The 13,909-nt window shown below is 40.2% G+C and carries 13 protein-coding genes and 2 other annotated features; all 13 genes read right to left on the minus strand.

Translation table 11 applies throughout. The features are described from left to right. Window positions 1-69 precede the first annotated feature (69 nt). Window positions 70-384 carry a hypothetical protein gene (locus tag F9U64_RS08220; RefSeq protein WP_153402535.1) on the minus strand — a complete coding sequence of 105 codons (315 nt, stop codon included), beginning with the start codon at window positions 382-384 and terminating at the stop codon, window positions 70-72. 44 nt (window positions 385-428) lie between these two features. Continuing rightward, the gene (gene trpA / locus F9U64_RS08225) at window positions 429-1,217 is read right to left on the minus strand and encodes a tryptophan synthase subunit alpha (RefSeq protein WP_153402536.1); all 789 of its coding nucleotides are present in this window, start codon (window positions 1,215-1,217) and stop codon (window positions 429-431) included. After that, entirely contained in the window at window positions 1,210-2,415 is a 1,206-nt protein-coding gene (gene trpB / locus F9U64_RS08230; RefSeq protein WP_153402537.1) for a tryptophan synthase subunit beta, read from the minus strand. The genes trpA and trpB overlap by 8 nt, the downstream gene beginning before the upstream one ends. Next, window positions 2,402-3,028, minus strand: a complete 627-nt coding sequence (locus F9U64_RS08235) for a phosphoribosylanthranilate isomerase (protein ID WP_153402538.1) — start codon at window positions 3,026-3,028, stop codon at window positions 2,402-2,404. The genes trpB and F9U64_RS08235 overlap by 14 nt, the downstream gene beginning before the upstream one ends. 2 nt (window positions 3,029-3,030) lie before the next feature. Beyond that, the gene (trpC, locus tag F9U64_RS08240; RefSeq protein WP_153402539.1) at window positions 3,031-3,810 is read right to left on the minus strand and encodes an indole-3-glycerol phosphate synthase TrpC; all 780 of its coding nucleotides are present in this window, start codon (window positions 3,808-3,810) and stop codon (window positions 3,031-3,033) included. 1 nt (window position 3,811) lies between these two features. Next, the gene (gene trpD / locus F9U64_RS08245) at window positions 3,812-4,837 is read right to left on the minus strand and encodes an anthranilate phosphoribosyltransferase (protein ID WP_153402540.1); all 1,026 of its coding nucleotides are present in this window, start codon (window positions 4,835-4,837) and stop codon (window positions 3,812-3,814) included. Continuing rightward, entirely contained in the window at window positions 4,834-5,421 is a 588-nt protein-coding gene (locus tag F9U64_RS08250; RefSeq protein ID WP_153402541.1) for an anthranilate synthase component II, read from the minus strand. Before F9U64_RS08250 ends, trpD begins: the two co-directional genes overlap by 4 nt. Continuing rightward, the gene (gene trpE / locus F9U64_RS08255; RefSeq protein WP_194287314.1) at window positions 5,418-6,797 is read right to left on the minus strand and encodes an anthranilate synthase component I; all 1,380 of its coding nucleotides are present in this window, start codon (window positions 6,795-6,797) and stop codon (window positions 5,418-5,420) included. Before trpE ends, F9U64_RS08250 begins: the two co-directional genes overlap by 4 nt. Before the next feature lie 583 nt (window positions 6,798-7,380). Beyond that, window positions 7,381-7,608, minus strand: a binding site (T-box leader). A gap of 96 nt (window positions 7,609-7,704) precedes the next feature. Then, window positions 7,705-7,952 (minus strand) — a binding site (T-box leader). 74 nt (window positions 7,953-8,026) lie between these two features. Continuing rightward, complete coding sequence (locus F9U64_RS08260) at window positions 8,027-8,575, minus strand: 3-dehydroquinate synthase II domain-containing protein (protein ID WP_153402542.1); 549 nt, start codon at window positions 8,573-8,575, stop codon at window positions 8,027-8,029. Between the two features lie 293 nt (window positions 8,576-8,868). Continuing rightward, window positions 8,869-10,158 (minus strand): Gfo/Idh/MocA family protein, encoded by a 1,290-nt coding sequence (locus F9U64_RS08265; RefSeq protein ID WP_153402543.1) that lies wholly within the window; start codon window positions 10,156-10,158, stop codon window positions 8,869-8,871. Between the two features lie 249 nt (window positions 10,159-10,407). After that, a complete protein-coding gene (locus F9U64_RS08270; RefSeq protein ID WP_153402544.1) occupies window positions 10,408-11,208 on the minus strand; it encodes a LysM peptidoglycan-binding domain-containing protein in 801 nt (266 codons plus the stop codon). 197 nt (window positions 11,209-11,405) lie between these two features. Next, the gene (locus F9U64_RS08275) at window positions 11,406-12,953 is read right to left on the minus strand and encodes a bifunctional metallophosphatase/5'-nucleotidase (RefSeq protein ID WP_153402545.1); all 1,548 of its coding nucleotides are present in this window, start codon (window positions 12,951-12,953) and stop codon (window positions 11,406-11,408) included. 336 nt (window positions 12,954-13,289) lie between these two features. Continuing rightward, a complete protein-coding gene (locus F9U64_RS08280) occupies window positions 13,290-13,856 on the minus strand; it encodes a nitroreductase family protein (RefSeq protein ID WP_153402546.1) in 567 nt (188 codons plus the stop codon). Window positions 13,857-13,909: the final 53 nt, after the last annotated feature.

Raw genomic sequence — 13,909 nt, forward strand, 5'->3', positions numbered from 1 at the left:
ATCGTGGTTGAAAACATTGTATCATGAGGAAAGCTATAATGGCTTTTCTTTTTACACAATTATACTGGCTTAACCCTCTTCTTGCGACTTACCGCTCTCTTCTTGCGACTTCCCGCTCTCTTCTTGCGACTTCCTGCTCTCTTCATGCGACTTCACGCTCTCTTCTTGCGACTTCACGCTCTCTTTTTGCGACTTCACGCTCTCTTCTTGCGACTTCCTGCTCTTCTTGCGACTTCCCGCTCTTTTCTTGCGACTTCCTGCTCTCTTCTTGCGACTTCCTGCTCTCTTCTTGCGACCTCCTGCTCTTCTTGCGACTTCCCGCTCTCTTCTTGCGACTTCCACTCTCTTCTTGCGACTTCCCGCTCTCTTCTTGCATCCTCCCAAAAAAAGTGCCCCGCTCTCCAATCGAGCGGGGCAATATCTTTCTTCTATTTAACTTTCGAAATCCGAGCTGAATCAATCAATTCCCGAATCGTATCTCTATCACCTTTATGCAATAAGTCTACAACTCGGCTGCCGACTACCACTCCATCACACTGCTCTGTTAATGAAGCAACATGCTCTGGTGTAGACACACCGAATCCTGCCAGTACAGGCACTTCGCATGTTTCACGCAGTTTTTCTAAATGCTCGCCTAAGTTTTCCTTGAAGGAAGAACGTTCTCCTGTTGTACCTGTCACTGTAACAGCGTATAAAAATCCTTCTGTTCGCTTGGCAATCTCCTCCAGGCGATCTGCAGTACTTGTCAATGCTGCAAGACGGATCAAAGCAACTTCATTTTCCGTCAATAAATCAGTAACTAAGCCTTCTTCTTCCAGCGGCAAATCTGGAATGATCAGTCCATCTACACCAGCTTCAACACAAGTGGCAGCAAATTCTTTCACCCCATAGGCATGAATCGGATTAATATATGTCATTAACACAATCGGGATGTTGCGCTCGTTTTTCTTTTCTTTTAATTTTTCTAAAACAGCCCGCAGTGACACTCCCCCAGCTAACGCCCGAATACCTGCTTCCTGAATTGTCGGCCCATCGGCAACTGGATCAGAAAAGGCAATTCCTAATTCTACTACAGTCGCGCCAGCATCTTCTAAAAAAGCAAGCTGTTCATCTAATTGATCAAGTCCGCCATCGCCTGCCATTATATATGGAACAAATGCTTTATCCCCACGTTCTTTTACTGCTTGAAACGCAGCTGCTAACTTTTCTTTACCCATTTGCTTCACCTCCAAGCGCCTCACGTACTGTTTCGACATCTTTATCCCCGCGGCCAGATAAACAGATTACCATTACTTCTTCTTCTTTCATTTCCTTGGCTAACTTCATCGCATAAGCAATTGCATGGGAGCTTTCCAATGCTGGAATAATTCCTTCTGTTCTTGATAACTCCTGTAATCCATCTAACGCTTCCTTATCAGTAATATGGACATAGTTGACCCTGCCAATATCGCGAAGATAACTATGTTCAGGACCTACTCCAGGATAATCAAGACCCGCTGAAATCGAATGGGCTTCTTGAATCTGACCATTATCATCCTGCAGCAAATAAGACATGGTCCCGTGAAGAATTCCTTTTTTTCCATAAGTTAATGTGACAGCATGTTTGTCTGTATCGACACCTTCACCGCCAGCTTCGACACCGTAAAGGCGGACAGCTTCATCCTCAACAAACGGATAGAACATTCCCATCGAGTTGCTCCCACCGCCAATACATGCCACAACTGCATCAGGCAAGCGTCCTTCCTTGTCCCGAATCTGTTTTTTCGTCTCTGTTCCGATCATGCTCTGGAAATCTCGGACAATTTGCGGGAATGGGTGCGGCCCAACAACAGAGCCAATAATATAGTGCGTATCCTCGACATTACTCACCCAGTAGCGCAATTCTTCATTTACAGCATCTTTTAAAGTCCCGCTGCCCTGATCGACACTCTCGACACGTGCGCCCAACAACTCCATGCGGAAAACATTTAATTTCTGGCGGCGCACATCTTCTTTCCCCATAAAAATCACACATTCCAGGCCTAGTAACGCACAAACCGTTGCCGTTGCTACACCATGCTGACCTGCGCCAGTTTCTGCCACGACTTTTTTCTTGCCCATTCGAACAGTTAGAAGTGCTTGTCCTAATGCGTTATTGATCTTGTGTGCCCCCGTATGATTTAAATCCTCACGCTTTAGATAAATCTTCGGTCCGCCTAATTTTTTTGAAAAACGTTCCGCATAATATAACGGTGTCTCACGGCCAACATATTCTTCTAGATAATAATTGAATTCATCCAAGAATGCCTCATCACTTATTGCATCTTTGTAAGCTTTCTCGAGTTCCAACACAGCCGGCATTAATGTTTCTGGTACAAAACGTCCGCCAAAATCGCCAAAATGTCCTGTTTCGTTTGGTACATTATATGATCCCATTTGCCTCACCTTTCTTTGCAGCTAGTATAAATGCTCTTATTTTATCTAAATCCTTCACATCGTCTGTCTCTACACCGCTTGATACGTCTACACCTGCTGGATTCACTTCGCGGATTGCTTCTTCCACATTTTCAGCATGCAATCCCCCTGCAAGCAGAATTCGCTTATTTAAAAAATCCTGCTCTTTGGCAAGCGACCAGTCAAACTTCTCGCCATTCCCGCCGCGATATTTTCCTGCAGGGCTGTCTAATAAATAATAATCACAATCATAAGCAGCGATCTTTTCCAAATCTTCAGCTGATGTTACATGAAATGCTTTAATGACAGGCACACCAACCTTTTCACAAAATTCTGGTGATTCATCTCCATGCAGCTGAACATAATCTAATCCAACAACTCTCGCAATCTCCTGAATTTCCTCAAGCTCTTCATTGACGAATACCCCTACTTTTCCTACATTCGGCGGGATATATTTAGCCAGCTCTGCTGCTTCTTCCTTTGTAATCCGCCGCTTGCTTCTCGCAAAAACAAAGCCAATAAAATCGGTTCCTGCATCAACTGCTGTTAAAATCGCTTCACGGTTCATCAGTCCGCAAATTTTTACTTGTACCATGTTTATTCTCCTAACGGTATACGCAATTGATCAAATGTTGTCTTCAGATCATCAGAGCGCATCATTGTTTCCCCAACTAATATGCCTCTCGCACCTGCCTTTGCGACTCTTTCCACATCTGCTCTTATTTTCATCCCGCTCTCACTAATCAGTAAGGTCGTATTCGTATCAACCATTTCTGCTAATCTTTCGGTAACAGCAAGATCTACCTCGAATGTTTTTAAATCACGGTTATTGATCCCAACAATTTTCGCACCAATTCTTTTGGCCACTAGCATTTCTTCTTCATTATGAACTTCAAACAATATTTCCAGGCCTTTTTGTTCTGCATATTGATATAATTGCGCTAATCTTGCTTCAGGAAGAGCTGCCGCAATGAGTAAAATTAGATTGGCCCCAGCATCATATGCTCTGTCAATTTGTATCTCATCAATAATAAAATCTTTATTCAATACAGGAATCTCCACTACTTCACGAACAGCCTGCATGTCTTCGATTGTTCCTTTAAAGAAAGGCTGATCTGTTAAAACAGAAATCGCGCCAGCACCACATGATTCATATAATTTCCCTTGATCGGCAGGTTCTACCCCATAATTGATTAGCCCTTTAGATGGCGAAGCACGCTTCATCTCAGCAATAATACTCATTTTCTCTGCTTTCATAAAAGTTTCATATAAAGAGACATTCACTCTTTTCCCCTGAATGGAGCCTGGCACATAACTCTGCTTTAACTGAGCTACTTCCTTTTCTTTTTCTGCGATAATTTTATCTAAAATAGTCATATTACACCTCTTGCTTAATCTTATTGCTGATTGTAATAAGGTTCTCTAATTTGGCCAATGCTGCACCTGAATCAATCGACTCACGGGCCATCGCTACTCCTTCTTGTACCGTAACGGCTTTTCCATTGGCAAAAATTCCTAATCCAGCATTCAAAAGAACGGTGTCACGATGCGGGCCTTTTTTGCCTTCAAGTACATTAAGTAAAATTTCCGCATTTTCTTTGGAGTCGCCGCCTCTGATTTGATCATTTTCAACAACAGGCAAACCGACTTCTTCTGGTTTTAATGTAAATCGCATTATTTCTCCACGATCTAATAATACCAAATGATTCTCCCCAGCTAAAGAGGCTTCGTCCATATATCCTGCACCATTAATTATCAACGAGCGTTTGCGCCCCAGCTTGTGCAGAACACTTGCCATTGTTTCCAGTGAATCACGGCGATATGTGCCCATTAATTGCGAGGTTAATTTCACTGGATTTGTTAATGGTCCAATTACATTAAAAATTGTCGGGACACCTAGTTCTCTTCTCACTTTCATTGCCCGCTTCATCGCAGGGTGAACATTTGGCGCAAACAAGAAAGCAATTCCGTTTTCTTTTAAAATGTCATATGTTTGCGGACGGGTAAATTCTAATGGAACACCGAGATGTTCGAGCACATCTGCACTGCCTGTTTTACTGGAAATACTGCGATTCCCATGCTTTGCTACTGTAATACCTGCACCTGCGATTACAAATGCGGATGTTGTGCTCACATTAAAGCTTTGCGAGCCGTCACCACCTGTCCCGCAGTTATCCATCGCGTCTGTCAGGTCATCTGGTAAGGAAAGCGGCGATATTTCAAGCATGATATTGACAAGCCCTGTAATTTCATCAACTGTTTCCCCTTTTGTTTTTAAAGCTGCCAAGAAGGCACCAATCGCCGTGTCATTTGTTTCCTCAGAAAAAATCATTCTTGCTGCATCTTCCATTTCTGTTAACGTCAGATTCTCTTTTTCCATCACTTTTTTCAAATAGGTCTTCATGCTTTTCGCTCCTTTCTTATCGCTTCGAAGAAATTGTTTAATAGTTTTTTTCCTCTTCCTGTTCCGATCGACTCTGGGTGGAATTGTAATCCGTATACTGGTAAATAGGTATGTTTCACTGCCATGATCTCGCCATCGTCCATTGCTGTTGCTGTAATTATCAGTTCTTCTGGAATTGTTTCCCGTTCTATAACTAATGAGTGATATCTCATCACTTCCAGGGGCTGCTCTAAATAGCTGAATATTTCGTCATTGCTATGTCTGATCATCGATGTTTTGCCATGTTTTATCTGTCCTGCATGGATAACTCTTGCTCCAAACGCTTCTCCGATTGCCTGATGGCCCAAACAAATGCCGAGGATTGGGAATTTTGTTGCAAGCTGCTGCACTACTTCAATACAAATCCCTGCTTCTGCCGGTGTCCCTGGACCTGGTGATAAAATAACCGCTTCAGGATTCATCAGTTCAATTTCTTTAAGGGAAGTTTTATCATTTCTGATGACTTCTACTTCCTTACCAAGTTCTGAGATATACTGATACAAGTTATAGGTGAATGAATCATAATTATCGATTAATAAAATCATTTTTTGCTTACCTCCAATAACGATTTGGCTTTATTTAACGTTTCCTGATATTCTGATTCAGGGTTCGAGTCAAACACAATTCCTGCACCTGCCTGCACGTAAGCTGTATTATCTTTGATTACCATTGTTCTGATCGCTAAAGCTAAGTCTAAATCCCCGTTCATATTAATATAGCCGACTGCCCCTGCGTAAACGCCGCGTTTCTTATCTTCCAGATCGTTGATAATCTGCATTGCGCGGATCTTCGGTGCACCTGAAACGGTACCTGCCGGCAATGTCGAAACTAATGCATCTAATCCTGTGTAGTCACTTGTCAGTTGCCCATGAACCTCTGAAACAATGTGCATCACATGCTGGTACCTTTCAATTGTCATATATTTCGGAATCGTAATCGAGCCAATTTCACAAACACGGCCAAGATCATTTCTGCTCAGGTCCACAAGCATTTTATGTTCTGCCAGTTCTTTCTCATCTGCCAGTAACTCTGACGCTAACTGCTGATCTTCTTCTACCGTCTTGCCGCGCGGTCTTGTACCCGCAATTGGATTTGTGACAACATGATTGCCAGTCGTTTTAATAAGGCTTTCTGGTGATGCTCCTAAAACAAAGTAGTCATCAAAATCAATGAAATACATATATGGTGACGGGTTGGCAACTCTTAATTTCCGGTAAAATGTAAATGGATCTGCATCAAATGTTGCTTTCATTCGCTGTGACAGCACCACTTGAAAAATATCGCCATCAACAATATGCTGTTTTGCTGTTTCTACCATTTCAAGGAATCTCTCTTTTTTAATCGATGTTTCGAAGGAAATGTTCAAATCTTCTTCCTGGCTGATTTTTTCCGGTGTTGCTATTTGATCTGTTAATGTTTGTAACTGCTCTGTTAGGATATCTTCATTTCTGGTTCCGTCTAAATTTATTGTTAAGACGGTTACCTTCTGTTTCATGTGGTCAAAAACGATCACATCCTGGTAAAACAGCATATGAACATCAGGCATCTCCATTTCGTCCTCAAGCAATGTACCAATATTCTCATATTGCCTGATCGCATCATATCCGATGTATCCAATTGCCCCGCCATAAAAAGCATATGGTAGATCCAGTGCAACATTTGGAATATGTGCTTTCACTGCTTCTAAAGGTAATTGCTCGACATTTTCTGTTGTCTCTTTTATATGATTTATAATGGTTGTTTGTTTTGCTGAACCGATGATTTCTTTATAAGGGTTTAGACCAATGAACGAAAAACGGCCTTTTTCATTATGACTGCCGGAGCTTTCCAGCAGGAATTTCTTCTTGCCATTCATGCGATTAAAGACAGAAATCGGTGTAAGTGTATCCCCATTAAGTGTCATGCTTTTATAATTCACCATAATAATTGACTCCTTTTTGATAATTTTATTGAACAAAAATCCGCTTTGTAAGTATGATTATACTTGCTTACTAATGTACTAATTTCAAGTGTGCAATGAAGCCGCTGGGGAAAAACACTCGCTTTCCGTGGGCACGGCTTCAGCTAACTTGGTAAAGGAAACCACTTCACCAAGTGGATCTTCAGCTCGCGCTGTTCCCACTGGAGTCTCGCATTTTCCCCCAGCTAGTTGATGCGTCCTAAACCAATAAGAGGAACGAATTTTTATTTTTATTTACAGCATTAGTGATCAATAAGTTCAAGCACGTAAATTTTCCACCTGTAATATCAGCATTAGCAAGATATAGAGCTCGATTCCAAGTGGAGTAAATTAACGAAGACTCCTGCGGGATCAGAGGCCTAGACGAGACCCCGCAGGGAGCGGTGTTTGCGACCGAGGAGGCTCGGCAGACGCCCGCGGAAAGCGAAGTTAATTTACGGAACGATAATCTAGCAGTATTAGAATTAGTCATTGTCACACACCAAACATATCTGTTTATTTTCATTTCCTATAAAAAAATCCCTATATATACCAGCATGATATATATAGGGACGGTTATTCTGACCGCGGTGCCACCACTATTTGAAGCTGGCTTGTGATAAGACCGGCTTCCTCTCTTGCATCCGGTAACGGGGATGAGGCGTTGCTCTATACTTATTTTCCAGAGCACTCTCCAAGGTCCATTCGGCTTAGACTGTATACTGGTTTCCACCATTCCCAGCTCTCTACAATACACGTCGTTAAGCTTACTCTTCCTTGTCAACGATTTTTTCTATACTTTGCGCTTCAAAATTTTTATTGCATCAGGATAATTCTTTGCTGGAAATTTTATACTTTCCAAACATATACAAAAAGGGCTTCCTCTCCTTAAAAGGACGAGGAAACCCGTGGTACCACCTTTATTAACTGCAACAGCAGTTCACTAATCACGTCAAGCTTGATCGCTTATAACGCTACCCTATTGAAACGAGTGGGTTTCTCGCCAAAGCCTACTTACAGATGTGTTCGGTTTGGGGCTCGGAAGTCCATTCACTTATTTCCACACACTGGTTTGCACCAACCACCAGCTCTCTAAAGTGCGATATTTAAGCTACTTCTCTTCGTCTTTGCCAACGTTTTATAAATTGTTGTTATCATCATATTATGAATGATAGGTTTTGTCAATGCCTTTATTTAAATTTTCAGACTTTTCACAATTCGATTATTTCTTCTTCTATTTTCTCCCCAAGATGTCTGCCTGGCTGATCTTTAACTATCATAATACGATCACCCTGCTGCAAATCCAGCACTTGTTTTTCTGAACCATCATGCCCTAATACATGCACACTGTCCGCATCTTGTAAGGTTGCAGAGATTACCGCTCCCTCCGATTTCAACACAATGCGGAGAAAGGGTCTTTTCTCCATTTTGACTCTTCCAATCGCAATGTTTCTCTTCTTTCCTTCAGCTGACATTACAGCAATCTGATCGCCTGGCTTCAATTCTGCTAAATAAGAAGTTTTCCCTTCGTCAGTCAGTGCATATTGATGAATGGCGCCAGCATTCACACGAAATGGCCTGGCAGGATAAGTATCTGTTGTTCTGTTCTCGGCAAGCACCAATAAGTAACCATGCCCTGTATTACCGACAAGAATTCCTTCCGTCGGCTGTAATTTGTCAACAAAATCTAAACATACGCGTGTCCCTTCACCAATTGACTCCATTGCCACAACTTCTGCCTCTTGTAATCTGGAATCCACTCTATTCCTCCATTCAATTTATACAATTTTTCCACATTTTTATCATAGCTATTTATTGGACAATCATATACAATATACAGTGATTTGACAAATGGGAGGGGTATCATTGCGTAAGTTATTAGTGATGTTATTTCTTCTATTAATAGCAAGCTTTAGTATATTTGGCTACAGCAATGCAAGTCAATCCGTTGAAAACTTCGAGATTGAAGAATAGAAGAAATTGAATAATAAAAAACACTAAAGGAGATTCGATTTCTGGAACAATCGAATCTCCTTTTTCATTGAACTGCATTCTATCTTTTCAAATCTACTAATTCTTCTACTTTTACCGCTTGACCTGTTTGTAGTGATTTGTTGCCGGCAATTCCTGTAAGAATTGATATCGCACCATCAATATGGGAAGCTGCACGTTTGAATTCATCTTCTTCCGGCTCACCGAATAAATCATTTAATAATGCTGGATCACCACCGCCATGGCCGCCCTCTTTTTGTTCAACTTCTACCTCATACGACTCGCCGAACATCGGCAGCACTCGCAGTACTTTTTCCTTCAGCTTGCCTTCATCACCTTTTTCGCCACCTGAATTGATGTATGATTGTTCACGTACTTGTACTTCAATTCGCCCTTTTGTACCGTTAAAGGCGATCTGAAATCCTTCCCAAGGCAAGTAAGCGTTTAAAGAATAGGTTAAGATTGCTTTGTTTTTATATGTTACTAAAACACCTAACGTATCTTCAATATTAATCCCGTCACCGAAAACACTCTGGTCACGCTGGTATCCATCTTCTTTCTCTGCTTCTAAGTACATTTGACGCAAATGATCATTTGCTTCTAAATCGATAGCGAATGAATCACTCTTCGCATGCTCACTGCCATGTGCTCGCTGATAAAAGTTCGTTTCCCCACGCTCTTCTGCATTTTCTTTTCCATAAAAACGCAGACCGCCAGTTGCATAAACTGTTTCCGGCTCTGAGTTCAGCCAGAAGTTGACCAAATCAAAGTGGTGAGTAGATTTGTGTACAAGAAGGCCGCCACTGTTACGCTTATCTCTGTGCCAGCGTCTGAAATAATCAGCACCATGCTGTGTATCTAATGCCCATTCGAAGTGAACAGAATTAACCTGGCCAATCACACCATCACGAATTAACTCACGGATTTTCGTATTATGTGGTGCATAGCGATAATTAAATGTTACGCGAACCTGCTGCCCTGTTCGTTCGATTGCATCAATAATCGCCTGTGTTTTTTCCGCATCGACTGTCATCGGTTTTTCTGTTATTACGTCACAACCTAGTTCCATTGCACGGATGATATATTTATGGTGGGTACGGTCCATTGATGTGACAATAACAATATCCGGTTTTTCTGTTTCAATCATTTCATCAAAACGATCTGCTGTATATGTGTTTATTTTTGCTGTATTATACTTGTCTTCCAACAGTTTATTCGCATAATTTAATCTTGTCTGGTTAGAATCACAAAATGCCACTAATGAACTTGTCTCCTGAAAGTCACGTACCAATGCTCCGTAGAAAAACTCTGCTCGACCGCCAGTACCAACTAATACATACTTTTTCTTCAAAGAAAACACCCCTACCTTTTTTGTAATCGTTTGCAAAATTAATATGAAAATAACAACGTTGTTATGATTATAAATCAATTCTCGGAAAATAGCAACTGCTAATCTTTGATTTTGTTTGTCTTTTTTTGATTTTTTTTGTTTGCCTGCAACAATCCTATAATTACAAAGATGATTAGATGCTTGGGAATCGGGTAGAGATTACTAGATAGAAAAAATAAAAACCCTCTCCTGTTCGAGAGGGCTGCATGCCTAGTTTAATATTGTTACTTGAACTTGTCTTCTTCCCCAATTTAAAGCTTCTTGCTTTGTAGGAACATGAAGGTCCACTTTATTTCCATTAATTGCGCCGCCAGTGTCCCCTGCAATTGCTTCACCATAACCTTCCACATATACTCTTGAACCAAGTGGAATAACGTTTGGATCAACAGCAATTACTTTCATATTAGGGTTTTCCAATAAATTGATACCTGTTGCTGTTATACCTGAACAACCAGCACATTTTGCAGTATAGGCAGTTGCTGTTACATTTATCGTTTTACCTGACTTCTCTTGATTACTAGTCTTTTCCTGTTTTTTCACTTCTGTTGTTTTTACTTCAGCAGGATCTGTAGCTTCTGGCGTTGAAGCAACTGTTACTTTCGCCTCTTGCTCTGCCTTTTCCTGATCTGAATCTTGGTCTGAATCTTCGTTATTTTCCGCAGATTCTTTAATCGTTAACTCTTCTCCAATCAGGATTAAGTTTGTTTCAAGGTTATTCCATTCTTTTATATCATTTATCAATACATCATGTTCTTTAGCAATTTCACTTAAAGAATCACCTTTTTTCACAATGTAAGTAATTTCTCTCTCTATATTTAAAATTTGCTTAGGAATTATGATATTTGATTCTAAGCTGTTCATTTCTCTTAATTTAGCAACAGATGTATTATGATCCTCTGCAATCTTCCATAAACTATCACCTTGCTCTACTTCGTATTCGGCTGCTTGTAATGGTGCTACTGCTAGAAAACTAGTAGCGATAAACGCTGTGGATAATAAAAACTTTTTCATCCGAGTTGCCTCCTTTCATGTTGACAAGCACAAATATAACATAGAAGGATCCCCCTTGTGGTTACAGGGAAATTAAGAGTCTGTAACAATAATTACGTTATAATAGAATGCTTGTCACATTTGTCATTATGGGGCAACAATTCGTAGTTTTATACATCCACATGTAATATTTTCTATTTTTTATCCATAATTCCCTATCAATCTGTCAAAATCTTATAATTATGATTGCATGTAGCAACTAGTTGTTCTTTACTTAATAGATCATCCGCAATCAGTTCTGTCATATCGATTGGAATATCCTTGACGATCTGTTTTCCCTGAAACATAAAATAGTTTCCGCCACCGCTTGCACGGTAATTGTTCATTACTACATCAAACTCTTCCTCTAATTCGAGAGGTTTCCCCTGATGGAAAAGCTTTGTTACACGCTCACCTTCAGGGCGGGAAATGTTCAACTCATATTCAATCCCTTCCCACATATCATAATTGTAATGCTGCGGTTTTGGTTCAATAAAACTCGGATTGATGGAGACTTCGCCATTAGCATTAACTGCAAAATAACTCGCAGACTGTTCTAGTGCGTCTTTGATGTCTTGTCCCGTTAATCGCAATACCTTTAATGTATTAGGATAAATATAATTTGATACAATATCTCTCATCGTCACTTTTTCCGGAAAACCTGGTGATTTGTCATGAAAAAGTGCGGTACATGAAATATCTGTTTTCGACACATTCATCTGCAGAAAATTCACATATTCAATAAAGGGGTGTTCTTCCAGTCTTGCATGGAATGCATCCTGTATTGTCATCTCTCCAACAACTTCAGTAATTGGCTGATCAAGCCACTTTTGCACATTTTTTTCATCTTCCAGGATTGCTTGGGAGATTATTGGATCTGCCGGTTCATCCCCTACATAATGCAATTGCGGGTTTATTGAGCGGATTGTGTCTCCATCCCATGTAATCGAAACTTCCCCCAGTGCATGTCCATTGCTGCCAGTCTGGATTACCTTAACACCATTGATTTCTGTTGTGAGAAAGCGGTGCTGGTGACCAGTTATAAGAATATCTATCCCTTCTACTTCCTGACAGATTTGATAGCCCTGATTTTCTCCAGTAAGAGGTTCTGTTGGTTCCCCAGTCTCCGGATCTCGTTCCAACCCGCCATGATAACATACAACGATAAGATCTGGATTCTCTGCTTCCTTTACTTTTTTGACCCATTTTTTTGCTGACACACAGGCATCTTCAAATAAAAGGCCTTCGATATTATTCGGATCTTCCCAGTTTGGGATATAATGTGTTGTTATACCAATAAAGGCAATTCTCTTTCCTTCTGTTTCTTTGATAGTATAAGCTTTTCTGAAATATGGTTCTTGTGTGCTTTTGTCTAATATATTGGCAGATAAAATGGGATAGTTTGCATTATTTACAGCATCCTGCAGGTATGGTAATCCATAATTAAATTCATGATTTCCCAACACGGCGAAGTCATAGTGTAACATGTTGCCAATTTGAACAAGTGGACTGATTCTGTCCTTATGATATTTTGCAAAATAATATGTAAAAGGGCTTCCCTGTATATAATCCCCGTTATCCATTAAGATGACATTGTTTTTTTCTCTGATGTTATTTATAATTGCTGCAATTTTAGCTAACCCCATATTTTCTTCCTGACTGTCTCGATAATTAGTTGGGGCTATATATCCATGAATATCACTTGTTATACAAATAGATAGTTGCATAGAATCTCTCCTTTTCTGATCATTTCATCTCATTATAACGAAAAAAAATAGACAAGAGGAAAAAGTTTACACTATCTTTACTTAGTTTTAACACTGAGTTTTCAATGATTTGTTATATTAAGAGTGTTCCAAATTGAGCAATGCTGCAAAGATTGCTTTCTCACAAAATGATAGCCCCTTTTTCTTGTTTGCCGATGACACGTCTCATCGGCATATTTTTATGTATTTTTTACTCCCCTGCTTTCTATCACAATATATTTAAAAAATGAGACTCGAAATATCCATCCATTCCTCCCACATATAAAAAACCACACCTTCATCAAGATGTGGTCTCTATTATGATAATTCTGTTATTCGATCTGTTGCAGGTATTCTCATAACAGGACTCTGGTCTTTTGCCGGATAACCAACTTGCAGCAGTCCTATGACACGTTCATTATCTTGTAAACGGATTAAATCTGCCGTTTCCTCACAGAATGCCAATTTACCAGTTTTCCAGAACACACTCAATCCTTTTTCCCATGCTAATAGACTGAAGTTCTGAATTAAACAGCTGGCAGACGCATAGTCTTCTTCAATTAATTTTTCGATTGGATTTACCTGATTAATAACAAAGATGATAAAAGGAACACTCATTATTTTCTGGTATCCTATTTCCCCAATCTGTTCCAGCTCTTCTTCAGATGCATTTTTCGCCTTTTCTTTTGCAATGTCGCGATTGATTTCAGCGAGTTTCTTTTTTGTCTCATCTGTAACAAAAACAAATCGCCACGGTTCGGTCATTTTATGATTTGGGACCCATACCGCAACATCTAATAATTCTTTCATTAAATCTGCTGATACAGCATCCTCTTTATACGCAGCAATGGAGCGGCGATCTTTTATTAATTGTTTTAAGTCCAATGTTCATCCACCTTTCGAACTTAATTGAGAATCATTTTCAATGGTAACACAAA

The sequence above is a fragment of the Gracilibacillus oryzae genome (genome assembly GCF_009498735.1).
Taxonomy (GTDB): Bacteria; Bacillota; Bacilli; order Bacillales; family Amphibacillaceae; genus Gracilibacillus; species Gracilibacillus oryzae.

What these genes read in the sequence shown, in the direction of transcription:
- F9U64_RS08235 (WP_153402538.1), bottom strand. Translation starts at nt 3,028, where the DNA reads ATGGTACAAGTAAAAATTTGCGGACTGATGAACCGTGAAGCGATTTTA.
- trpE (WP_194287314.1), bottom strand. Translation starts at nt 6,797, where the DNA reads ATGGTGAATTATAAAAGCATGACACTTAATGGGGATACACTTACACCG.
- trpA (WP_153402536.1), bottom strand. Translation starts at nt 1,217, where the DNA reads ATGGGTAAAGAAAAGTTAGCAGCTGCGTTTCAAGCAGTAAAAGAACGT.
- trpB (WP_153402537.1), bottom strand. Translation starts at nt 2,415, where the DNA reads ATGGGATCATATAATGTACCAAACGAAACAGGACATTTTGGCGATTTT.
- trpC (WP_153402539.1), bottom strand. Translation starts at nt 3,810, where the DNA reads ATGACTATTTTAGATAAAATTATCGCAGAAAAAGAAAAGGAAGTAGCT.
- F9U64_RS08270 (WP_153402544.1), bottom strand. Translation starts at nt 11,208, where the DNA reads ATGAAAAAGTTTTTATTATCCACAGCGTTTATCGCTACTAGTTTTCTA.
- trpD (WP_153402540.1), bottom strand. Translation starts at nt 4,837, where the DNA reads ATGAAGACCTATTTGAAAAAAGTGATGGAAAAAGAGAATCTGACGTTA.
- F9U64_RS08250 (WP_153402541.1), bottom strand. Translation starts at nt 5,421, where the DNA reads ATGATTTTATTAATCGATAATTATGATTCATTCACCTATAACTTGTAT.
- F9U64_RS08275 (WP_153402545.1), bottom strand. Translation starts at nt 12,953, where the DNA reads ATGCAACTATCTATTTGTATAACAAGTGATATTCATGGATATATAGCC.